The organism is Nocardioides sp. BP30, assembly GCF_029873215.1.
GTDB lineage: Bacteria > Actinomycetota > Actinomycetes > Propionibacteriales > Nocardioidaceae > Nocardioides.
In genome coordinates this window covers 172,285-195,300 of record NZ_CP123620.1, presented here as the reverse complement: position 1 = coordinate 195,300, position 23,016 = coordinate 172,285, and the positions used below count along the sequence as shown (strand labels likewise).

General features: G+C 73.0%; 17 protein-coding genes. 11 read left to right on the top strand and 6 right to left on the bottom strand.

The window, feature by feature from the left end:
- Positions 1–37 precede the first annotated feature (37 nt).
- The 5 genes from recC to P5P86_RS00825 all read left to right on the top strand — a co-directional run bounded on the left by recC (position 38) and on the right by P5P86_RS00825 (position 10,506).
- Entirely contained in the window at positions 38–3,367 is a 3,330-nt protein-coding gene (gene recC, locus P5P86_RS00845; RefSeq protein ID WP_280609377.1) for an exodeoxyribonuclease V subunit gamma, read from the top strand.
- Positions 3,364–6,630: a UvrD-helicase domain-containing protein gene (locus tag P5P86_RS00840; protein ID WP_280609376.1), complete on the top strand. Its 3,267-nt coding sequence runs from the start codon at positions 3,364–3,366 to the stop codon at positions 6,628–6,630. The genes recC and P5P86_RS00840 overlap by 4 nt, the downstream gene beginning before the upstream one ends.
- Positions 6,627–8,372, top strand: a complete 1,746-nt coding sequence (recD, locus tag P5P86_RS00835; RefSeq protein WP_280609375.1) for an exodeoxyribonuclease V subunit alpha — start codon at positions 6,627–6,629, stop codon at positions 8,370–8,372. Before P5P86_RS00840 ends, recD begins: the two co-directional genes overlap by 4 nt.
- A gap of 96 nt (positions 8,373–8,468) precedes the next feature.
- Positions 8,469–9,077, top strand: a complete 609-nt coding sequence (locus P5P86_RS00830) for an ACT domain-containing protein (RefSeq protein WP_280609374.1) — start codon at positions 8,469–8,471, stop codon at positions 9,075–9,077.
- Between the two features lie 49 nt (positions 9,078–9,126).
- Positions 9,127–10,506: a hypothetical protein gene (locus tag P5P86_RS00825; protein ID WP_280609373.1), complete on the top strand. Its 1,380-nt coding sequence runs from the start codon at positions 9,127–9,129 to the stop codon at positions 10,504–10,506.
- Positions 10,507–10,525: 19 nt separating this feature from the next.
- Here the strand turns inward: P5P86_RS00825 and P5P86_RS00820 are convergent, their stop codons facing one another.
- Positions 10,526–10,990 carry a nitroreductase family deazaflavin-dependent oxidoreductase gene (locus P5P86_RS00820; RefSeq protein ID WP_280609372.1) on the bottom strand — a complete coding sequence of 155 codons (465 nt, stop codon included), beginning with the start codon at positions 10,988–10,990 and terminating at the stop codon, positions 10,526–10,528.
- A 62-nt stretch (positions 10,991–11,052) separates the two neighbouring features.
- On the opposite strand from P5P86_RS00820, the gene P5P86_RS00815 reads away from it, so the two are divergent.
- The 3 genes from P5P86_RS00815 to P5P86_RS00805 all read left to right on the top strand — a co-directional run bounded on the left by P5P86_RS00815 (position 11,053) and on the right by P5P86_RS00805 (position 13,948).
- Positions 11,053–12,003, top strand: coding sequence for a 1,4-dihydroxy-2-naphthoyl-CoA synthase (locus tag P5P86_RS00815; protein ID WP_280609371.1), 951 nt, complete (start codon positions 11,053–11,055; stop codon positions 12,001–12,003).
- Between the two features lie 375 nt (positions 12,004–12,378).
- The gene (locus tag P5P86_RS00810) at positions 12,379–12,798 is read left to right on the top strand and encodes an SHOCT domain-containing protein (RefSeq protein ID WP_280609370.1); all 420 of its coding nucleotides are present in this window, start codon (positions 12,379–12,381) and stop codon (positions 12,796–12,798) included.
- Positions 12,799–13,015: 217 nt separating this feature from the next.
- Positions 13,016–13,948, top strand: a complete 933-nt coding sequence (locus P5P86_RS00805; protein WP_280609369.1) for a YhjD/YihY/BrkB family envelope integrity protein — start codon at positions 13,016–13,018, stop codon at positions 13,946–13,948.
- 38 nt (positions 13,949–13,986) lie between these two features.
- Here P5P86_RS00805 and P5P86_RS00800 read toward each other — a convergent pair whose 3' ends face one another.
- The gene (locus P5P86_RS00800; RefSeq protein WP_280609368.1) at positions 13,987–17,430 is read right to left on the bottom strand and encodes a bifunctional proline dehydrogenase/L-glutamate gamma-semialdehyde dehydrogenase; all 3,444 of its coding nucleotides are present in this window, start codon (positions 17,428–17,430) and stop codon (positions 13,987–13,989) included.
- Between the two features lie 148 nt (positions 17,431–17,578).
- Here P5P86_RS00800 and P5P86_RS00795 point away from each other — a divergent pair, with 148 nt between their 5' ends.
- Entirely contained in the window at positions 17,579–18,490 is a 912-nt protein-coding gene (locus P5P86_RS00795; protein WP_280609367.1) for a LysR family transcriptional regulator, read from the top strand.
- A 27-nt stretch (positions 18,491–18,517) separates the two neighbouring features.
- Here the strand turns inward: P5P86_RS00795 and P5P86_RS00790 are convergent, their stop codons facing one another.
- Both P5P86_RS00790 and P5P86_RS00785 read right to left on the bottom strand, forming a co-directional pair.
- Positions 18,518–19,030: a GNAT family N-acetyltransferase gene (locus P5P86_RS00790; protein ID WP_280609366.1), complete on the bottom strand. Its 513-nt coding sequence runs from the start codon at positions 19,028–19,030 to the stop codon at positions 18,518–18,520.
- 107 nt (positions 19,031–19,137) lie between these two features.
- Positions 19,138–19,647 (bottom strand): MarR family winged helix-turn-helix transcriptional regulator, encoded by a 510-nt coding sequence (locus tag P5P86_RS00785; RefSeq protein ID WP_280609365.1) that lies wholly within the window; start codon positions 19,645–19,647, stop codon positions 19,138–19,140.
- Positions 19,648–19,741: 94 nt separating this feature from the next.
- Here P5P86_RS00785 and P5P86_RS00780 point away from each other — a divergent pair, with 94 nt between their 5' ends.
- Positions 19,742–20,692 carry an NADP-dependent oxidoreductase gene (locus P5P86_RS00780; RefSeq protein WP_280609364.1) on the top strand — a complete coding sequence of 317 codons (951 nt, stop codon included), beginning with the start codon at positions 19,742–19,744 and terminating at the stop codon, positions 20,690–20,692.
- On the opposite strand, the gene P5P86_RS00775 is transcribed toward P5P86_RS00780, so the two are convergent.
- A complete protein-coding gene (locus P5P86_RS00775; RefSeq protein ID WP_280609363.1) occupies positions 20,679–21,461 on the bottom strand; it encodes an SDR family NAD(P)-dependent oxidoreductase in 783 nt (260 codons plus the stop codon). The two genes, P5P86_RS00780 and P5P86_RS00775, sit on opposite strands and share 14 nt — an antisense overlap.
- Positions 21,462–21,464: 3 nt before the next feature.
- A complete protein-coding gene (locus P5P86_RS00770) occupies positions 21,465–22,262 on the bottom strand; it encodes an alpha/beta hydrolase (RefSeq protein ID WP_280609362.1) in 798 nt (265 codons plus the stop codon).
- Positions 22,263–22,382: 120 nt separating this feature from the next.
- Here P5P86_RS00770 and P5P86_RS00765 point away from each other — a divergent pair, with 120 nt between their 5' ends.
- Entirely contained in the window at positions 22,383–22,967 is a 585-nt protein-coding gene (locus P5P86_RS00765) for a TetR/AcrR family transcriptional regulator (protein WP_280609361.1), read from the top strand.
- Positions 22,968–23,016: the final 49 nt, after the last annotated feature.

Genomic DNA, 23,016 nt, shown 5'->3' with positions numbered 1-23,016 from the left:
CGACGTACTGTCGGTGGCCGCTTGTAGGTTGCGGGCTGTGGCTGTCCGGCTCCATCGCGCTGCGCGCACCGACCAGCTCGCCGACGCCCTCGGCGAGCTCCTCGCGGTGCCCGCAGCCGATCCGTTCGCCACGGAGGTCGTCGTCGTGCCGGCGAAGGGGGTGGAGCGGTGGCTCTCCCAGCGGCTCTCCCATCGGCTCGGCGCCGCCGCCGGCCGGGCCGACGGCGTGTGCGCCGGCATCGAGTTCCGATCACCCTGGTCACTGTTCGCGGCCCTGCGTGAGGACGACGAGGATCCCTGGTCGCCCGATACCCTGACCTGGCCGCTGCTCGAGGTCATCGACCTGTCGGTGGGCGAGTCGTGGGCGGCGACGCTGGGGCGCCACCTCGGTCACGGATCGCCGGAGGGCGAGGCCGACCTGCGCCGCGGCCGGCGGCTCGCCACCGCACGTCGGCTCGCCCGGCTGTTCTCGTCGTACGCCGTCCAGCGGCCGGCGCTGCTCCAGGAGTGGGCTGCCGGCGTCGCCGCGCTGCCACCCGATCTGGCCTGGCAGCCCGAGCTCTGGCGCCGATTGGCCGCCGTGATCGATGGTCCGACACCGGCACAGCGACAGCGGGAGGTCGTCGCCCAGCTGCGCGCCGATCCGGGTTCGCTCGACCTGCCCGAGCGGGTCTCCCTCTTCGGGCACACCCGGCTGCCTCCCACCGAGATCGAGCTGTTGGCCGCGCTGGGCGAGGCGCGCGAGGTGCACCTGTGGCTGCCCCACCCGTCGGCGGCGCTGTGGGAGGCGCTGGTCGACCTCCGCGGGCCGGTGCCGCGCCGGGAGGATCGCTCCGTCGAGCGGGTCGGCCATCCGCTGCTGGCCACCCTCGGCCGCGACACCCGCGAGCTCGAGCGCGCGCTGGGCGTGATCACGTACGACGACGAGCCGGTCCCGGCGACCGCCGGCACACCCTCGACCCTGCTGGGCTGGCTGCAGCACGACCTCCGGGCCAATGCCGTCGGGCCCGCGCCCGAGCGGGTGCTGGCCGCCTCCGATCGCTCGGTGCAGGTGCACGCCTGCCACGGCGCCGCGCGGCAGGTGGAGGTGCTGCGCGAGGTGCTGCTGGGCCTGCTCGCCGACGACCCGAGTCTCGAACCGCGCGACGTGCTGGTGATGTGCCCCGACGTCGAGACCTACGCCCCGTTGATCGAGGCAGGCTTCGGGCTCGCGGAGGTGGTGGGCGAGCAGGGTCACCCCGCTCACCGGTTGCGGGTGCGGCTGGCCGATCGCGCCCTCGATCGGACGAATCCGCTGCTCGACCTGGCCGCGCGGCTGCTGGATCTCTCCGGCGGCAGGGCGGGCGTGGGCGAGGTGCTCGACCTTGCTCACCTGGAGCCGGTGCGGCGGCGGTTCAGGTTGCGCGAGGAGGATCTCCAGCAGTTGACCGACTGGGCGCGCGAGGCCGGCGTGCGCTGGGGCTTCGACGCCCCGCACCGCGCCGAATTCGGACTGGACGACTACGTCGCGAACACCTGGCAGTTCGGGCTGGACCGACTGCTTGCCGGCGTGGCGATGTCCGAGGACGCCGGCACGTGGCTCGACAAGACGCTGCCGCTCGACGACGTCGGGAGCGGCGACATCGACCTCGTCGGCCGGCTGGCCGAGCTCGTCGACCGGGTGCGCGAGGCGACCGACCGACTGGTCGGGACGCACCCGCTGGAGCACTGGCTGGATGCCCTCGCCGCCGGTGTGTCAGCGCTGTGCGACGTGCCGCCCACCGAGGCGTGGCAGGCCGGTCAAATGCAACGCCTCCTCGGGCAGGTGCGCGAGGCAGCGGCCGAGCGCGGCGGCGTCGACCTACGGCTGCCCGACGTGCGTGCCCTGCTCGCGGACCGCCTGGAGGGACGGCCGACCCGGGCGAACTTCCGGACCGGCACCCTCACCGTCGCCACCCTGGTCCCGATGCGATCGGTGCCGCACCGGGTGGTCTGCCTGCTCGGTCTCGACGACGGCGTGTTCCCCCGCGCCGGCGTCGCTGACGGTGACGACGTGCTCGCCCGCGACCCGCTCACCGGCGAGCGGGATCCTCGCAGCGAGGACCGCCAGTTGTTCCTCGATGCGATCCTCGCCGCCACCGACACCCTGGTCATCACCTACGCCGGTGCCGGTGAGTACTCGGGCCAACCCAAGCCGCCCGCCGTGCCGCTCGGCGAGCTGATGGATGCGCTCGACCTCACGGCCGTGACCACGAGCGGGGGCAGCGTGCGGGAGCAGGTGACGGTCCATCACCCGCTGCAGCCCTTCGACGCGCGCAACCTGCGCACCGGCGCCCTGGTGCCGGGCCGGCCGTTCACCTTCGACAGGGCGGCGCTGGCGGGAGCCACCGCCGCCCGGGCCCAACAGCCCGCGCCGCCATTCCTGCCCGGGCCGCTGCCACCGGCGCCCACCGACGACGTCGTCCTGGAGGACCTGCTCTCCTTCTGGAAGAGCCCTGTGCGGGGCTTCCTGCGCGATCGGCTCGACGTCGCGATAGCCCGCGAGGAGGAACCGCTCGATGCCGGCCTGCCGGTGGAGATCGACAGCCTGACGCAGTGGGGCGTCGGTGAGCGGGTGCTGCACGACCTGCTCGGCGGTCTCGACGCCGAGGCCGCGCGGCAGCACGAGTGGCGGCGCGGGGTGCTGCCGCCCGGCTTCCTCGGCTGGCGTCTGCTCGGGGAGATCCTCGAGAAGGCGGCCCCGCTGGCGCGACAGGCCCTCGACCTACGCACGCGGCCCGTCCGCGCGGTCGACATCGACGTCGACCTCGGCGGCGGGCGACGCCTGCGCGGCACCGTCCCGGGGGTGTACGGCGATCGTCTCGTCCCGGTCTCGTTCAGCAGGCTCGGTGCCACCCACCGGCTGCAGTCCTGGATCCAGCTGCTCGCCCTGGCCGCCTCCGACGAGGACAGCGCCTGGACCGCTCACACCGTCGGACGACCGACCAACAGTCGCTCGCGCACGCCCGTCGGGCTCTCCCAGCTCGGTCCGCTCGACCACCGCGCCGTGGGTCTTCTGCGTGACCTGGTCGCGCTGCGCGATAGTGGGCTCACCGAGCCGCTGCCGTTCCCGCTGAAGGCGTCGCTCACCTACGCCCGCCAGCGCCGTACGCAGGCAAGCAGCGACGAGGCGCTCGACAAGGCCGGCTGGGACTGGCGCGACGGCCGCTTCCCGGGCGAGTGCAGCGACCCGGAACAGGTCCGCGCGTGGGGTGCCGGAGCACCCATCCCGGGGGTGGCGATCGCTCCGCTCCCCGCCGAGGCGTTCGATGGGGAGACCCACCGCTTCGGGGCGCTGGCGATGCGCGTGTGGAGCCCGCTGCTGGTCGCCGAGCAGGGGAGCTGGTGAGCCGCTTGACCTTCGACGTCTGTGGTCCGCTGCCCGTCGGCATCACCCTGCTCGAGGCCAGTGCGGGCACCGGCAAGACCTTCACCGTCGGTGCGCTGGTCGCCCGCTACGTCGCCGAGGGCCGTGCGAGCATCGACCAGTTGCTGGTGATCACGTTCGGCCGGGCGGCCAGCCAGGAGTTGCGGGAGCGGGTCCGCGCCCAGCTCGTCGCGGCGCAGCGCGCCTTCGACACCGGCGATGCCGGTGACAGCAGCCTCCTGGCCCACCTGCTCGACTGCGATCCGGAGGAGCGGGGTCGCCGCCGGCTGCGGTTGCGCGACGCGTTGGCGGACTTCGACGCCGCCACCATCGCCACGACGCACCAGTTCTGCCAGCTGGTGCTGCGTTCGCTCGGCGTGGCGGGTGACACCGACGCCGGTGCCACCCTGGTCGACTCCCTGGACGACCTGGTCGTGGAGGTCGTCGACGACCTCTACCTGGGGCGGTTCGGCCGCCTGCGCGAGCGGCCGCCGTTCGGCCGCGATGACGCGCTCGCGCTCGCCCGCAAGGTCGTCGGTGACCCGCAGGCCGAGCTTGCGCCCGCGGACCAGCAGACCGGTTCGGCCCGGGTCGACTTCGCCCTCGCGGTGCGCGCGGAGGTCGAGCGTCGCAAGCGGCGGCTCGGCATCCTCTCCTACGACGACCTGCTGAGCCGGCTGGCGATCGCGCTGGAGGATCCCACCGCCCCGGCCCGCACCCGGATGCGCGAACGGTGGCGGATCGTGCTGGTCGACGAGTTCCAGGACACCGATCCGGTCCAGTGGCAGGTGCTCGACCGGGCGTTCTCCGCCGATGCCGAGGGTCGCGCGATGGTCCTCATCGGCGACCCGAAGCAGGCCATCTACGCGTTCCGCGGCGGTGACGTCGCCACCTACCTGACCGCCGCGGCCGCCGCGACCACGAGGGCGACCCTGGGCACCAACTGGCGCAGCGATGCAGCGCTGCTGGCACGCCTCCAGACGGTGCTGGGCGGTGCGGCACTGGGGGACCCGGGCATCGTCGTCCATCCCGTCGAGGCCCACCACCGGGAGTCGCGCCTGGCGGGTGCGCCGCATCCCTCGCCCTTCCGGTTGCGCCGGGTGCCGCGCAGCGGCTTCCGTCTGCGGCGTGGTCTCATCGCCGCGGCCGAGGCCCGGGCGCACATCGCCGAGGACCTCGCCGGCGATGTGGCCGAGCTGCTCGCCGCGGAGGCGACCTGGTGCCGGGAGCGGGTCCGAGCCGGCCACGTCGCCGTCCTGGTGGCGACCCGCGACCAGGGCACCCTGGTGCAGGACGCGCTGCACCGGCGCGGCATCCCCGCGGTCGTGCAGGGCGGCGGCGACGTCTTCCTCACCCCCGCCGGCGAGGACTGGCTGGCCCTGCTGACCGCGCTCGAGTCACCCCACCGGTCCGGCCTGGTCCGGTCGGCGGCACTGACCTGCTTCCTCGGCTTCGACGTCGCGACGCTCGATGCCGGCGGCGAGGCGCTGACCGCCCAGATCGCCGACACCCTCCGCGGGTGGGCGCTGTTGCTGCGCGGACGCGGCGTGGCAGCTCTGGTGGAGGCGGCCGAGGAGCGCGGTCTCACCGCCCGGGTGCTGGGCCGCTCCGACGGCGAGCGGCTGCTCACCGACGTCCGCCACCTCGGCCAGCTGCTGCACGACACCGCGCTGCGCGAGCGGCTCGGCCTGACGGCGCTGCTGGCCTGGTTCCGCGAGGAGCGTCGGCGGACATCCGCCGGGGACCGCCCGCGCCGGCTCGACTCGGACGCCGCGGCGGTGCAGATCGTCACGATCCACGCCAGCAAGGGCCTGGAGTACCCGGTCGTCTACCTGCCCTTCGCCTACCAGCGCTTCGAGCATCAGGTCGAGGTGGCGCTCTTCCACGACGCGCACGGCCAGCGCACCCTCGACGTCACCGGCGGTCACCTCCGCGAGCACCTCGCCGAGGAGTCGGGGGAGGACCTGCGCCGCCTCTACGTCGCCGCCACCCGCGCCCAGTCGCAGCTGGTCGCCTGGTGGGCGCCGACCGCCAACACCGGCATCGGCGGCCTGCATCGCATGCTCTTCGGCCGCCAGCCCGGCACCCTCGAGGTGCCTGCCGAGCAGCAGGTGGGCGACGACGAGTACGCCGCGCGCATCCTCGGCCTGATCGAGCAGCTCGGCGGACCGACCGCCGAGCTCTCCCAGATCGCGTCCGTCAGCCCCGGCCCCGAGCCGGACCAGCCGGATGCGCTCACGGTGCGGACCTTCGATCGATCGGTCGACGCGGACTGGCGACGGACCTCCTACTCGGCACTCATCCGCGTCGAGGAGGACGCGCACGTGACGTCCGAGCCCGAGGAGTCGGGCACCGAGGACGAGCCGGAGACCCCTTCGCCGGCACTGCCGGAGGCGGCCTCCTCGGCCCCGGCCGAGGAGCCGTTGCTCTCCCCGATGGCCGCGCTGCCGGCGGGCGCCGCCTTCGGCACGCTGGTGCACGCGGTGCTGGAGCACGCGGACCCCCGGGCGCCCGACCTCGGGGCGGAGCTGCTGCGCCACGTCCGCGAGCAGGTGAGGTTCGCACCGGTCGGTGTCGAGCCCGACGAGCTGGCGGCGGCGCTGGTGCCGCTCCACCACACCCCGCTGGGCCCCCTGGCACCCGGCCTGACCCTGGCCGACATCGGTCTTCCCGACCGGCTGCGCGAGCTCGACTTCGAGCTGCCGCTGGCCGGCGGCGACAGGCGCGAGGCCCGCGGGCCCGAGGTCCTGCTGCGCGACGTGGCGCCGCTGCTGCGTGCCCACCTGCCGGCCGACGACCCGATGGCGCCCTACGCCGATCGCCTCGAGAGCCCACTGCTGGGCGAGCAGGTCCTCCGCGGCTACCTCTCCGGCTCGGTCGATGCGGTGCTGCGACTGCCGGACGATCGCTTCCTGATCGTCGACTACAAGACCAACTTCCTCGGGCCGGCGGCGGGCGACTACACCGACCTCGCCGAGGCGATGCTGCACTCGCACTATCCGCTGCAGGCGCTGCTCTACGCAGTGGTCGTGCACCGCTACCTGCGCTGGCGTCTGCCCGGCTACGACCCCGAGCAGCACCTCGGCGGCGTGCTCTACCTCTACCTGCGCGGCATGTGCGGCCCGGCGACACCCCTGGTCGACGGGCATCCGGCGGGCGTCTTCTCCTGGCGGCCGCCGACAACCCTCGTGCTCGCGCTCTCCGACGTGCTCGACGGCGCGGCCGGCCCCGGAGGCGCCCGATGATCGAGCGCTGGACCGACGAGACGACCGATCCGGCCGACGCCCGCTTCGCCCGTGCTGCGAGCGGTGTCCTGGCACGGTTCAACGCTGCCGGGATCCTCACCGCCGCCGACGTGCACGTGGCAGCGCGCACCGCGGCCCTGGTGGGCGGTGTCGACGAGGAGACCCAGCTGGCCGTGGCCCTCGCCGTACGGGCGGCGCGGGCGGGCTCCGTCTGCGTCGATCTCGACGACCTCACCCGCACCGAGCCCGATCTGCCGTGGCCGCCGCCCGGGTGGCTGGCCCGGGTCGGGGCGAGCCGGCTCGCGGGCGCGTCGGTCCTCCGCGTCGAGGGTGATCTGCTCTACCTGGATCGCTACTGGCGCGAGGAGGGTCAGGTCCGCGACGACCTCCTCGTCCGGGAGACGCTGGCGCCACCGCCGACGGGGTCCGGCGCCCTCGCCGAGCGGGCGGAGCGGCTCTTCCCGGGCGTGGGGTACGCCGAGCAGCGAGCGGCCGCCCTGTCCGCGGTCGGCCAGTGGACCACCGTCCTGACCGGCGGTCCCGGGACCGGCAAGACCACCACCGTGGCCGGCCTCCTGGCCCTGATCGCCGCCGAGTCGCCCGTCCCGCTGCGGATCGCGTTGACCGCGCCCACCGGCAAGGCGGCCGCCCGCTTGCAGGAGGCGGTCACCGCGGCCCAGCAGGAGCGGCGCTTCAGCGACGACGACCGCGCTCGTCTGGCCGGCCTGACCGCCTCGACGATGCACCGGCTGCTGGGCTGGCGACCGGGCTCCTCCACCCGCTTCGCGCACCACCGCGGCAACAGGCTGCCGCACGACGTGATCGTCGTGGACGAGACGTCGATGGTCTCCTTGACCATGATGGCCCGCCTGCTCGAGGCGGTCCGTCCCGACACCCGGCTCATCCTGGTCGGCGATCCCGACCAGCTGGCCTCGGTCGAGGCGGGAGCCGTCCTCGCCGACCTCGCCACGGGCCTCGCCGAGCGCGGCTCCGGTGCGGTCGTCGGGCTGCGCACGACCCACCGGTTCGGCGAGGGCATCGGCGACCTGGCCCAGGCGCTGCGCGACGGCGACGCCGACCGCGTGCTCGCGCTCCTCGAGGACGGGTCCGGACGGCTGCGCCGGATCGATCCGCAGGACGAGGCGGCGATGAGCGCGCTACGTGGCCGGCTGAGCGATCATGCAGCCGAGCTGCGCCGTCTCTCCCTTGCCGGCGACGCGGCCGGTGCCGTGGCGACAGCCGACGACCACCGGCTCCTGTGCGCCCACCGCGACGGCCCGTGGGGTGCCCTGCACTGGAACCGTCAGATCGACCGGGCGCTCGCCGACCGGGCCGGCACCTGGCTGGGCGAGTGGTACGCGGGACGGCCGATCCTGGTGACGACCAACGACTACAGCGTCGGCCTGTTCAACGGCGACACAGGCGTTGCGGTGGTGGCTGGCGACGGCGCGCTCCGGGTGCACATCGCCGGTGGCCGTACCTATGCGCCCTCGCGGCTCGGAGACGTCGAGACACTTCATGCGATGACGGTGCACAAGAGTCAGGGCAGCCAGGCCCGGGAGGTCAGCGTGCTGCTGCCTCCGGCCGACTCGCCGCTGCTGACCCGGGAGCTCTTCTACACCGCCGTCACCCGTGCCCAGGAGCGGGTGACCGTGATCGGCAGCCGGGAGTCCGTGGCCGCCGCGGTGACCCGCCGCGCCCAGCGGGCGAGCGGTCTGCGTCGCCGACTGAGCGAGGCGTGAGGCCCGGTCGCCGCCCGTCCGAGGGACCGTGACCGAATCGTGACCAAGTCGTGGCAACGCCCGCGGAGCGGCGCATCGCCAGGTTAAGGTCGGGGAATGCCGTACCTGCTCCGTGTCCACCTGCCCGACGTGCCGGGATCGCTCGGTCGTCTGGCAACGGCCATCGGTGAGGCCGGCGGAGACATCGAGGCTCTGGAGATCGTCGAGAAGAACCACGACGGCACTGCCGTCGACGACGTCCTGCTCGAGATGGCTCCCGGTGCCATGCCGGACTCCGTGGTCTCCGCATGCAACGCCCTCGAGGACGTCCACGTGGTTTGGATCAGTCGCTACGCCGCCGGCGGCAACCTCTTCCTGGACCTCGAGGCGGTCGAGGACCTCACCGAGGCGCCGGCCGAGGCCCTGGACCGGCTGATCGAGGTGCTCCCGCTGACCTTCCGTGCCGACTGGGCCGTGCGCGTGCACCGGGTCTCCGGCTGCGGCAGGGCGACACCTGGCGCGCCCGACGACCTGCCGTTCGTCGAGATCGAGCGGGCGGCGCGGCTCGACGTGGCCGACGACGAGGAGAGCCTGTACGCCGGCGCGCGGATCGACGGCAACGAGATCGTGGTCATCGGGCGCCGGGGCGGACCCGACTTCCTCGACTCCGAGCTCGCCCGGCTGGGCCACCTGGTCGCCCTCGCCGCCTCGATCGCCCGGGACTGACGCCGCGCCCGCTGCTCAGGTCGGCCCCGACGTGGCCGATCGGTGCGACATGAGCATTCCCGCGCTCGGGGGAGGCGCCAACCAGGCACTTCAGCGCGCCCTGATGGACGCGGCGGAGCGAGCGGTCGCCGACGAGCTCGGCATCCTCGACGGCGAGACGCCGGCGGCGGACACCGCCGGTGCGGCGACGCCGCCCGCGAGCCGGCCGGTACGCCGCCGGGCCGCAGGGAACCCGTCCGACGCCGGCGGCCAGCCTTCCGACGAGGCGATCGTGGTCGAGTTGGGCGAGTCCGGCCAGGCCGATCGGCTGGAGGTCGCCGGAGGCTGGATCACGGCGGCGAGGCGCGGCCCGCTGGAGACGAAGGACCCCGGTGAGGCGAAGCGCTTCAGCGGTGAGGACGTCAGGACCGGGGAGGAGGACCCGTCGGCGACCAGGACCGGCGGCGCGACGCCGGCCGGCGTCCCCGTGGCCGGCGTGGCCGCCGGCCGGACACAGGCGCTCCCCGGACACGCTGCGCAGGGCGACCAGTCCGAGCAGGTCGGTGGGCGAGTCGGTGGGCAGGCCGGCGGGCAGGTCGGCGAGGAGCTCACGGCGCTGGTCGAGGAGTCCCTGGCGGGCGAGGCCGCGGCCGCCGACGCGCCGGCGCAGCCCGGCGCACCGCTCGGCGCACCGCTCGGCCGACCGGGCCAGTCCGGTGGCACGGTCGCGACCCCGCCGGCGACAGCGGCCGCGACCGATCCGGCGTCCGATCCGGCGGTCGTCGACATCACGCTCGATCGGCTCATCGTGGTGCTGAAGAAGACCGGCATCGGCTTCCGCGACGCCTACCAGGTGCTCCGCGAGATCCAGGTCGGCGAGCGGCTGCCACCGCGTGCCGAGCTGCGGGCCCGCTGGGCCGCCGCCGATCCGACCGCCTGGGAGGACCGAGCGCGCGAGCGCGCCCAGGCCGCCGGCACGCAGCAGTCGCGTCCGGCCGATGCCGACCTGCGTCAGACCCCGGTCGACGACCTGATCCGCGACCGAGCCTGGCACCGCGCGAACGCCGCTGCGGATTCCGCCGACGCCGCCGCCCACGACCCCGCGACGCAGACGCGCGCCGCGGGGCCGGTCGCCGCCGATCGGGACGAGCGTGCCGACGGGCCGACGCTGCAGACCATCACCCGCCAGGACCCCGGCAACCAGGCCTACGTCGCCGGCCTGAGCACCGCCGAGTTCCAGCGCCTGGTCACCGTGCTGGGGCGCAGCGCGCCCGATTGGTTCTGGGATCTGCGCGGACACAGCGGGCTGCGCGGCCTGGCCGAGCGCCCGATGATCGCGCGGCTCAACACCACCCGGATCGCGGGCACCCGGCTCGGTGCCTGGATCCTGGCGATGCTGGGCATGGCGATGCTCTGGTACATCGGGCTGCACACCAACGTCTGGTGGTGAGCCAGCGCCCGTCCGCGGGTCAGTCCACGGGCTCCAGCACGAAGAGCGGGATCGTGCGACCCGCCGCCTCGGCCCGCGGCTTGTACTCGGCGTACGGCTCGTAGACCTCGACGCCCCGCTGCCACCACACGTCGTACTCGGCCTGGTCCTCGATCAGCCGCGCGCGGTAGAGGGCGGGCTCGGGGCCGTCCTGGAGCTGGACGAGGGGGTTGGCGAGGAAGTTGTGGTACCAGACGGGGTGCTCGGGGGCGCCACCCTTGGACGCGACCGCGAGGTAGGAGCCGTCGTGCTCCACCCGCATCACGGGGTTCTTGCGGAGCTTGCCGCTCTTCGCGCCCTTCGAGGTGATCACCACGATCGGCCAGTCCTTGCGGTCCTGCAGGTACCAGGCCTCCTTGCCGCCACTCGCCTCGTACTGGGCGACCTGGTCGCGGACCCACCGCTGGGGACTGGGCTGGTACTCGCCTTCAAGAAGATCAGTCATGTCTCCACAGTGCCCAGCCGCGGCCCGTTATTCCAGGCCGGCGAGGCGATAGCCTGCCCGCCATGAGTGCACTTCCCGGCGTGAGCGACACCTTCGACCCGGCGCAGTGGGACCAGGTGCCGGGGTTCGACGACCTGACCGACCTGACCTACCACCGTGCCAAGGCGCACGGCACGGTCCGGATCGCGTTCGACCGTCCCGACGTGCTCAACGCCTTCCGGCCGCACACCGTGGACGAGCTGCTCCGCACGCTGGAGCACGCCCGTACGTCGGCCGACGTGGGCTGCGTCATCCTCACCGGCAACGGCCCGAGCCCGAAGAACGGCAAGCACTCCTTCTGCACCGGTGGGGACCAGCGGATCCGTGGCCGCGCGGGCTACCAGTACGAGGAGCAGGGGACGACGTACGACCCCGACGCCACCGGCGCCGCCGAGCCGAGCCCGATCGACAAGGCGAAGCTGGCGCGGCTGCACATCCTGGAGTGCCAGCGGCTGATCCGGTTCATGCCCAAGGTGGTCATCTGCGTGGTCCCGGGCTGGGCCGCCGGCGGCGGACACTCGCTGCACGTGGTCGCCGACCTCACGCTGGCCTCGCTGGAGCATGCGCGCTTCAAGCAGACCGACGCCGACGTCGGCTCCTTCGACGGCGGCTACGGCTCGGCGTACCTGGCCCGGCAGGTCGGCCAGAAGTTCGCCCGCGAGATCTTCTTCCTCGCCGAGGAGTACTCCGCCGAGGACGGTGTCCGGATGGGCACCGTCAACCGCGCCGTCCCGCACGCCGAGCTCGAGGCGACCGCGCTGGAGTGGGGCCGCACGATCAACGGCAAGTCGCCCACGGCCCAGCGCATGCTCAAGTACGCCTTCAACCTTCTCGACGACGGCCTCGTGGGCCAGCAGATGTTCGCCGGTGAGACCACGCGCCTGGCGTACATGACCGACGAGGCCCAGGAGGGGCGCGACCAGTTCCTGGAGAAGCGGGAGCCCGACTGGTCGCCGTACCCCTGGTACTACTGATCGGGGCGTTTGCGCAGGTCAACGGGGTATAATTCCGAAAGGGTCCTCATCTCCTCGGCAAAAAGGTCCGCAGAAGTCCAACTACGTTCGTCGAGGACACACGGGCGGCCGACCCTGGTCCGCCAGTTGTGCCACTGGCGCGTTGTTCCTTGGCGGTGTGGTCCTCGAGGAGGACAGGACCGTCGATGCGCGCCTCGCCTGTCGACGCTCGGCCCGGCGTACCCGGCGTACCCGGCGCTCAGTAGCAGCGGACATTCGCCGGCCGGACGGGGTGTTCGCCCAGATCACCGGATCCGGGTGACGACAGCAGTCCGCCCGCGCAGCACCCTCGTGATGCAGGCGGTCACCGGGACCGCCGACGGGAGGAGAGCTCGGATGGCACCGGTGACGCCCCTGCTGACCAACGGCCAGTACCCGCTGCTGGACGTGTTCTGGACGATGATGTGGCTGTTCCTCTGGATCCTGTGGATCTTCCTGCTCGTCCGCATCCTCAGCGATGTCTTCCGCAGCAACGATCTCGGCGGGTGGGGCAAGGCCCTGTGGACGATCTTCCTGATCGTGCTGCCCTACCTCGGTGTCCTGGTCTACCTGATCGCTCGCGGGGGCTCGATGCACCGGCGCGAGGCGCAGCGGGCGGAGGACGCCGACGAGCTGATGCGGGCCTACGTGCGCTCCGCGGCCGGAACCTCGGCCAGCACCGCCGACGAGCTGTCGAAGCTGGCCGATCTGCGCGAGCGGGGCGTCCTGACCGATGCCGAGTACGACGCCCAGAAGACCAAGCTTCTGCGCGCGTGAGGAACGCCGTGATGCGAAACGCCCCACCGGCCAGAACCGGTGGGGCGTTGCGTCGTGGCCACGTGCGTAACGGGCGAACATCAGGTAACCGGGGCGATGAGGCGCAAACCCGATCGAACCGCCGCCGAGCGAGTGAAACGCTGTGATCTGGCGCACAGGTGCGAGCGCCGTCGTACCGCCGCGACGGCCCATCACCCACCCGACCTGAGGTCGACGGGTGGCCGCCCCGACTCCCGAGCAGCAGGCGCAGCTGGACCGCGCCCTGCACCTGCTGCCGGCGCGCTGGCAGCGGACAGCGCTCCGGTTGACCGCCACCTGGCCGGCGCGGGTCGGCCTGGGTACGGCGTGGAGTCTGCAGCGGATCGAGGTCTTCGACAGGGCGATGTCGGTGGCCGCCCAGCTGTTCACCTCGGTCTTCCCGATCCTGATCCTGCTCGCCTCCTGGTTCGGGGACGCCGGCCACGACCTCTCCACGACCCTGGGCACGCCCCCGGCGGCGCGGGCCGAGGTGGAGGCCGCCCTCAAGGACTCGGGCTCGGCGACCTTCGGCGTGATCGGCGCGATCGTCGTGCTCGCCTCGGCCACGAGCCTGGCGCGCGCGCTCGCCCGCGCCTTCGCCGCGGTCTGGATGCTCGCGCGGCCCAGGAGCAGCCCGATGCTGGCGTGGCGCTGGGTGGCGGTGGTGCTGGCGATCGCGCTCTCGCTGGCCGTGCTGCGGCGGGCGCAGTCGTTCGCGGACGGGATCCCGCCGCACGACCTGTGGGGTGACCTCATCTCGTTCGCGATGCTCTTCGTGCTGGCCGTCTTCGTGCCCTGGCTGCTCCTCACCGGGATCGTGGCCACCCGCGCGCTGGTCCCCGGGGCGGCCCTGTTCGGCGTCGCCATGCTCCTCGCCAGGCCCTTCACCGGCCTGTGGCTGAGCCGCTCGCTGGAGACCAGCGCGCAGCGCTACGGCTCGATCGGCGTCGCCTTCACCTACCTGGCGTGGCTCTACGTCATCGCCTGGATCTTCCTGGCGACCGCGGTGATCGGCCAGGTGCTCGTCACCGACCAGGGCCCGGTCGGGCGCCTGCTCGCCGGCACGGGCCCGCTGATCCGGAGGGGCCGCGGTGCGTCGGTGGATCGTGTCCTGGTCGACGAGAGCCCCTGATCGCCGCCTCGGCCAGCCCTGTCGGGTGGCCGAGACCCTCAGAGCCCGGCGAAGAGTCCCTCGGCGAGCGGCGTCGGCGATCCGAACCGGTGCGCCGTGACCGCCACCGCCTGCTCGTGCAGGAACGTCAGCAGCTCGACGCGGCCGGCCTCCACCACCGGCTGGGCGTAGAGCGCGATGTCGACCCGGCCCCGGCTCTGCTCCGCGAAGGTGGCACGATCGCCGCCCAGGAGCCGGACGCGGTGTGGTGCCGAGCTGCCGCGCAGCAGGGCCGTCCAGCCGTCGGCACCCTGGACCTCGTACGCCGCTCCGCTCGCGCGGACCAGGTCGACGACCCGCTGATCCAGCGGCTCCGGGGTGGAGACGGTGATCGCGGCACCGGCCGTGAGGCCGGCGGCGAGGACCCGGAGCAGCTCGTCGAGCGAGGCTCCGTCGTACCTGATGGTGACCGGGACCGCTCGGTAGCGCAGCACGTTCTTCTCCGCTGACAGGCCGCTCACGTCGCGTGCCCGACCGAACTCCAGGACCCACGCGCTCGCGTCCGAGCCGGCGCCGCGGGCGATGAGGCCGCGCTCGTCGAGCCCGAGCGCGCCGGCACCCTCGACGAGCCGCTGGACGGTGGAGGCCGGGCGCTCGAGCCGGGAGGCCTCGGTGCTGACCCAGTCCGAGAGCCCGACCAGGTAGTTCGGGCCGCCGGCCTTGGTGCCGGCGCCGACGGCCGACTTCTTCCAACCGCCGAACGGCTGGCGCCGCACGATCGCGCCGACGGTGGTGCGGTTGACGTAGGCGTTGCCCGCCTCGACGCGGTCGATCCAGGTCTCGATCTCGGCGCGGTCCAGCGAGTGCAGGCCGGCGGTGAGGCCGTAGTCGACGGCGTTCTGCGCTGTGATCGCCTCCTCGAGGCTCGTGGCGCTCATCAGGCCGAGCACCGGTCCGAAGTACTCCGTCAGGTGGAACGGCGAGCCCGGCCGGACCCCTACCTTCACCCCGGGCGTCCAGAGCCGGCCCTCGACGTCGAGCCGGCGCGGTTCGACGAGCCAGGACTCGCCGGGCTGGAGCGTGGTCAGGGCGTCGAGCAGCTTGCCCGACGCGGGCTCGATCAGCGGCCCGACCTGCGCGGTGGGATCGCTGGGCAGACCGACCTTGAGCGAGCTGACGGCGTCGACCAGCTGGTCGCGGAAGCGCCTCGAGGTGGCGACCGAGCCGACCAGGATGCCCAGCGATGCCGCCGAGCACTTCTGGCCGGCGTGGCCGAAGGCGCTCTGGACGAGATCCTTGGCGGCCAGGTCGAGATCGGCGTTCGGGGTGATCACGATCGCGTTCTTGCCCGAGGTCTCGCCGAGCAGGGGCAGATCGGAGCGGAAGGACCGGAAGAGCTCGGCCGTCTCGAACGCGCCGGTGAGGATCAGCCGGTCCACCAGGGGGCTGGCCACCAGGGTCTGGCCCGCCTCGTTCTCGGGGACGTCGACGAGCCGGAGGACGTCGGTGGGCACGCCGGCCGCCCACAGCGACTCCGTGATGAGCGCGCCACACCGCCGGGCCTGTGGGGCGGGCTTGAGGACGACGGCCGAGCCGGCGGCGAGCGCAGCCGCGACGCCACCGGTGGGGATGGCGAGGGGGAAGTTCCACGGCGGGGTGACGACCGTCAGCCCGACCGGGGTGTGGGTGGCGCCGTCGACGTCGTCGAGCGCCTCGGCCAGCTGCGCGTAGTAGTTGAGGAAGTCGATCGCCTCGGAGACCTCGGGATCGCTCTGGTCGAGCGTCTTGCCGCACTCGCTGCCGGCGACCTCGAGCAGATCGCCGCGGCGGCGCTCGAGCTCGACGGCCGCTGCGCGCAGCAGCGCCGCCCGCTCGCTCGACGGGCGTCGGCCCCAGTCCAGACCCGCGGCGCGCGTCTGGGCGAGCAGCTGCTCGATGTCGCGTACGTCGTCGACGGCCGACGCGGCGATCGTCGCCTCGCCGAGGGAGGAGGCGGGGATGCGGCCGATGATCTCGGCACCCCAGGCGCGGTTGCCCGGCAGCGAGGGGTCGGTGTCGGGGGTGTTCTCGAAGTGATCGGCCGGCGCCTCGGTCACCGGCCGGCGCCGGTCCTGGGTGCGGTTCGGCGCGGGTACGGCGTCGTCGAGGGCCGCGAGCGAGGCGACGAACCGGTCGCGCTCGCGGCGGTAGAGCGCTGAGTCCTCGCGGATGTCGAAGACGGCCGACATGAAGTTCTCCTGGCTGGCACCCTCCTCGAGGCGGCGGACCAGGTAGGCGATGGCGACGTCGAAGTCCTTCGGGTGCACCACCGGCACGTAGAGCAGCAGGCCGACGCCCTCGGCCGCCAGCGTCTCGCGGACCGCCTCGGCCTGCCCCTCGGCCATGCCCAGCAGCATCTCGAACTCGGTGCGGTCGCGCACGCCGCGCCGCCCGGCGAGGATCCAGGCGTAGGCGACGTCGAAGAGGTTGTGGCCCGCGACGCCGAGGCGGATGTTCGCCGCACGCTCGGGCGTGAGCGCGTAGTTCAGCACCCGCTTGTAGTTGGTGTCGGACTCCTGCTTCGAACCCCAGGTGGCCAGCGGCCAGCCGTAGAGCGAGGACTGGACCCGCTCCATCGGCAGGTTGGCGCCCTTGACCAGCCGGACCTTGACGGCCGCCCCGCCGCGCTGCCGGCGGGCGGCTGCCCAGTCCTGCAGTCGCATCATCGCGCCCAGGGCGTCGGGCAGGTAGGCCTGCAGCACGATGCCCGCCTCAAGCCCGAGCAGCTCCTCGCGTTCGAGGATCCGGGTGAAGACCTCGATGGTGATGTCGAGGTCGTGGTACTCCTCCATGTCGAGGTTGATGAACTTGCGACGCCCGTGCGCCGACGCGCGAGCGGCGTACTGGTAGAGCGGCAGCAGCCGCTCGATCACGTGGGTGACGGCCTGGTCGTAGGCCCAGGGCGAGTGGGGTGCGACGGGCGAGGAGACCTTGATCGAGACGTAGTCCACGTCCGGGCGCTCGAGCAGGCGCCGCGTGCCTTCGAGGCGACGGTTGGCCTCGGCCTCGCCGAGCACCGCCTCGCCGAGCAGGTTGATGTTGAGGCTGACGCCGCGCTCGCGGATCCGGGCGATGGACGCGCCCAGCCGCTCGTCGGTGGCATCGATCAGCAGGTGGCTGACCATGGCCCGCAGCACCCTGCGGGCCAGCGGGATCACCAGCCACGGCGCGATCGTCGAGAGCGCGGCCCCCGCACGCAGCGCGGCCTTCTGGTACCAGGGCAGGAACCGCGGCGTGATCGCGACCAGCTCGCGCAGCGCTCGCGCGGCCACGTTCAGGTCCTCGGGCCGCACGACCCGGTCCACGAAGCCGACAGTGAACTCCAGGCCGCGGGGGTCCTTCAGCACCGCGGCGAGTCGCTTGGCCGAGGCGTGGGTGGGCTTGGTCGCGGCGGCCTCGAGCCAGGTCCTGACCTGCGTCTCGACGTCCGCGAGGAGTCGGCTGTCGTCGTACTCGGTCCTCACGCGTGGCTCCTCCGGTCTGCGCTGTGCGGGGCTGCTCGAAGCCAGTATCGGCGTGCCGAACCGTTAAGGAACAGCGCCCTCTTCCGCTGCTTATACTTCGGCTCACCCGAACGATCGGCGGCGGAACGGCGTCGCGGAAGGAGGCGGCATGCTCGACGTACGGCGTCTGCGCCTGCTGTACGAGCTGAGCCTGCGAGGCACGATCGCCGAGGTGGGCGACGCCCTGCACCTGAGCCCGTCGTCGGTCTCGCAGCAGCTCAGCCTGCTCGAGCGCGAGGTGGGGGTCGAGCTGCTGCAGAAGGTGGGGCGTCGCCTGCAGCTGACCCCCGCGGCGGAGGTGCTGGTCGAGCATGCCGGCGCGATCCTCGACCGGCTGGAGCAGGCCGAGGCGGAGGTCGCCACCCTCGGCGGCCAGGCCTCGGGGTCGCTGCGGATCGCCGCCTTCCAATCGGCCACGAACGCCTTCGTCCCGCGGCTGCTCGCCGAGCTGGCCACCGCGCACCCGCGGCTGCGGGTCACCGTCTCCCAGCGGGTGCCGGAGGAGGCGCTGCGGGAGACCTCGGCGCGCGAGTTCGACCTGGTCATCGCCGAGCAGTACCCGCACCAGGCGGCGCCGCGCCCGGCCGACCTCGACCGGGTCCCCCTGACCACCGATGCGCTGCGGATGGCCGTGCCGGCGTACGGCGCCGCCTGGGCGGGGGTGGAGGCGATCGAGGCGATGGCCGGGTTGCCCTGGGTGATGGAGCCGCCGGGTGCCGCGTCGCGGCAGTGGGCGGTCCAGCTGTGCCGTCAGGCGGGCTTCGAGCCCGACATCCGGTTCGAGACCGACGACCTCCAGGCGCAGATCGCGCTGATCGAGTCCGGCAACGCCGGCGCGATCCTGCCCGACCTGATGCTCGCGCATCAGCGTCCGAGCGCCCGCCTGGTGCGGCTGCCCGGCGACCCCCGTCGCTCGGTCTTCACCGCGACCCGGACCTCGATCGCCGCCACCACCGCTGTCCGGGCGTGCCGGGAGACGCTGGCGTCGTTGGTGCCGGAGGTCTTCGAGCTCACGCTGTGACGGGTGTCGGCGGCTCCGCGGGCCCGGTCACCCCACGCGTCGGCTGCGCCGCTCGACGAGCACCACGTCACGCCACCGCCCGGCGAGTGGCCCATGACTCATCTTCCCGACCCGCTCGCGCACGCCCACCACGCGGAACCCGGCGGCGCGGTGCAGGGCGAGGCTGGCCTCGTTCTCGGGGAAGATGCCGGACTGGAGGGTCCAGATCCCGGCTTCCTCGGTGGTCTCGCCGAGCGCCTCGAGGAGGAGCCGGCCGGTGCCGCGCCCGGCCGCGCTCGGATCGACGTAGACCGAGTGCTCGACGACGCCGGCGTAGACGGGCCGCTGGGAGGTGGCTGCCGCCGCCGCCCAGCCGAGCACCGTCCCGTCGGGGCCGAGGGCGACGAGGCGCTGGTGCGGCAGCTTGTCGGCGTCGAACCGGTCCCAGGTCGGCGGCTCGGACTCGAACGTGGCGTGGCCGGTCGCGATCCCGGCCGCGTAGATCCGCTCGACCGCACGCCAGTGGAGAGGGTCGAGCGGAGCGATGGTCACCGCAGCCATGGCAGCTCCCCGGACGAGGGGATGGCGATCTCGGGTGTGTCGCCACCGTCGGATGAGAACGATGATCCCAGGAGCCGGCCAACGCAGCGAGACGCCCGCCGGACGGGCTACGGCCGCTCCCGCCCGCCCTTGGGCCGCCGGGATGCGGCGGATCGGGGCGGCGCCGAGCGCATGTGGTCCCGCACCGGCTCCAGGAGCCGCTCGAGGGTGCGGGCGTCGTCGTGCGAGAGCGGTCCGAAGAGCAGGTCGCGGACGATCGCGGCGTGTCCGGGGAGGACGGCGGCCAAGCGCTCGCGTCCGTCTTCGGTGATCGCCACCGTGACCACCCGCTCGTCCTCCGGCGAGGCTCCCCGCGTGAGGAGGCCGGCCTTCTCCAGCAGGCTCACCTGATAGGTCAGTCCGCTGCGGCTGTAGACCACGCCGTCGGCCAGGTCGGTCATGCGCTGCGTGCCGGCCGAGGACTCACCCAGGCGGGCCAGCAGCTGGAACTGCACGTAGCTCAGGTCGCCCACGTCGCGCAGCTGCTGGTCGACGGCGTGCCGGAGCAGCCCTGCGACCTCGACGAGCGCGAAGTAGGCCCCCAGCTGCGTCCGGTCGAGGAGCGGCTCGTTGCTCATACCGGAAGTGTACTTGTTTCGAATTCAAAGCACCGCTACAGTGTTCGACATGCTTCGAATTCGAAGCAATCGAGCTACTGAACGAGGTGCAGTGATGAAGGCAGTGCGATTCCACGAGTACGGCGACAGCGACGTCCTCCGCTTCGAGGACACCGAGGTGCCCGTCCCCGATGCGGGCGAGGTGCGGATCCGGGTCGCCGGGACGAGCTTCAATCCCGTCGACGACGGCATCCGGGGTGGCTACCTGCAGGAGGTCTTCCCGGTGCAGTTGCCACACACGCCGGGGATCGACGTCTCCGGCACCGTCGACGCCTTGGGCGCCGATGTCACCGGCCTGGAGATCGGCGAGGCGGTGGTCGGGTTCCTCGGCATGATCGCCGAGGGTGCGGCGGCGGAGTACGTCGTCGCACCGGTCGCGGCGCTGACGCGTGCGCCCGCGACCATCCCGCTGGGCGATGCAGCGGCGCTTCCCCTGGTCGGTCTCACCGCGTGGCAGGCGCTGTTCGAGGTCGGGCGGCTCGCCGCGGGTCAGCGTGTCCTGATCAACGGCGCCGGCGGCGCCGTCGGTGGCTATGCGGTGCAGCTGGCCAAGCGGGTCGGCGCCCACGTCACCGCGACCGCCAGCCCTGCCAGCGTCGACCGCGTCCGGGCGGCCGGTGCCGACGAGATCGTGGACCACACCTCGGCGACCGTCGCCGAGGCCGTCGCCGAGCCGTTCGACCTGGTGCTCAACCTGGCGCGGGTCGAGCCCACTGCGCTGGCCGCTCTCGCCGCGCTTGTCCGCCCCGGTGGGCTGGTGGCGAACACGGTGGTGATCATGCCGGCGCCCGCCGACGACGCGCGCGGGGTGCGGGGGGTCAACGTCTTCCTGCGCCCCGACACCGAGCAGCTCGCCGAGCTGGTCGCGGCGGTCGACCGGGGCGAGCTGCGGGTCGACGTGGCCGAACGGGTCGGTCTCGCCGACCTCCCCGCGCTGCATGCACGAGCAGCTGCCGGGCAGGTCTCGGGCAAGGTGGTGGTGCTGCCGGCGCTCACAGCGTCGTGATCAGGCCCCCGTCGATGACGAAGTCACTGCCGGTGATGTTCGCCGCGCGCGGGCTCGCGAGGAACAGCGCGAGATCGGCGATCTCGGAGGGGTAGGTGAAGCGGCCGGTGGCAGCCTGGGACTCCTGGCGCCGTACCACCTCCGCAGGGTCGTGGCCGCTGCTCCCGCCGACCGTCGCCGCGACGCCCCCGCTGCCGAGCCACAGGTCGGTGCGCACCGGCCCCGGGCTGATCGTGTTGACCCGGACGGCCGGGCCCAGCTCCTTGGAGAGCGACTTGCACAGGTTGGTCAGGGCGCCCTTGGCGGCGCTGTAGTCGATCACGCCCGGATCGGGCAGGAACGCGTTGACCGAGCTGATCGTGACGATGCTGGCGCCCGGCCGCTGGAGCAGGTGGGGGATCGCGCTGCGCATCGTGCGCACCGCAGCGAGGAAGTTGATCCCGAGGGTCCAGGCCCAGTCCTCGTCGGTGATGGCGGTGAATCCCTGCAGCCGGGGTCGTACGGCGCCGACGTTGTTCACCAGGATGTCCAGGTCCCCGTCGGCCGTCGCCTCCTCGACCAGGGCGACCGGACCGGCCGGGCTGGAGAGGTCGACCGAGACCGCCCGGACGTCAGCCGTCCGGGTCAGCTCGTCGAGCTCGGCGCTGCCGGTCAGGGCGCCGGCGATCACCGACGCCCCCTCGGTGGCCAGCGCGCGGGCGATGGCCAGCCCGATCCCCTTGCTGGCGCCGGTGACCAGTGCCCTGCGACCGGCGAGCTCGAGATCCATGGGTCACAGCCCCTGGTCCTTCAGCCAGACCAGGCAGCGGTCGGCGACCTCGGGCCAACCGTGGTCGACGGTGAGCGAGTGGCCACGGTCGGCGAACTCCACGAGGTCGGTGGTGGCAGTGCTGTGGCGGTACTGCTTGAGCGTCGCCTTGGTGACGGCCTCCGGAACGGTGTGGTCCTGGCCCCCCATGATGAGCAGTAGCGGCCCGCGGCCGGTGTTGTCGGTCGCCACCTTGGCAGGGGAGTGCGGACTGAAGTTGGCGGCGGCGGCCTCGAACAGCGGCTTGCCGGGTGCGGGGATGGCCCAGCGGTCGAAGAGCTCGTCGGACTCCTCCGCCGGGATCGCGTTGCCGAAGGCGAAGCGGAACTGTTCGGCGCTCAGCGAGACGGCCCGGTGCTTGTTGGCCGGGTTCTTGAACACCGGCAGCGTCGCCTTGAGCGCGGAGAGCGGCAGCGGCAGGACGCCCTTGATCTGGGCGGCGTCGATCGCTATCGCGGCCGCTGCGAGGTCCTCGCCGAGCAGCCGTTGGGCGATCAGGCCGCCGAAGGAGTGGCCGACCACGATCGGCTTGACGGGCAGCGCGGCGATCAGCCCGGCGTAGTGCGCCACCACGTCGTCGATGCCGTGGTCGGCGAGGGCGTCGGGATGCGCGCGGGCGGCGAGCACCGTGTCGGGATCGCCGGGCCAGCCGGGCGCCGAGGCGTCGTAGCCGGCGGCGGTGAAGCGCTCGATCCAGCCCTCCCAGGAGCTGGCATGCAACCACAGGCCGTGGATGAAGAGGACGGGGGTGTTGTCGGGCATCGCTGTTCCCTTCCCTGACGGTAGACCGATCGATCTACCTACCTGCGAGCTAACGTAGAGCCGTGGGCGAGGCGCTGACAAGGGCCTGATCCGAGCCCATGGCAAGGAGCTGCGTACTTCATGACCCGACCGTCGCCGGCGCGCGAGCGGATCCTGCTCACCGCCGACCGGCTGTTCTACGACGAAGGCATCCACGCCGTGGGCATCCAGCGCATCGTCGCGGAGTCGGGGGTGACCCGGGTGACGCTCTACCGGCACTTCCCCTCCAAGGACGACCTGATAGCCGCCTATCTCGACCGCCGTGCAGCCCATGACCACGCGCAGGTCGACGGCGTCATCGACGCCCACCGCGACGACCCGCGCCGCGCGCTGACCGAGTTGGCCGTCGTCCTGACGCGCGACGACTTCGCCGGGATCCGCCGCGGATGTCCCTTCATCAACGCCTCGGCGGAGTTCACCGGCTCGCATCCGGCCCGGGTGCGGGCCCACGAGATCCGGCGCTGGGTCACCGGCCGGCTCGAGGAGCTGCTGCGCCGACTCGACCACCGTGATCCGCGGGCGGGAGCGGAGCAGCTGATGATGGTCCGCACGGGTGCCGTCGTCTCCGGAGCACTCGACGGCAACGACCGCCTCGGCGAGGACTTCGTGCGCTGCTGGGACCAGCTGATCGACAGCGGCCTGCCCTCGCCTACCGAGCGCAGCTGAACCGCAGTCTCCGGTACGCCGAGGGCTTCTGGGTACCGGGTCCTCGTGG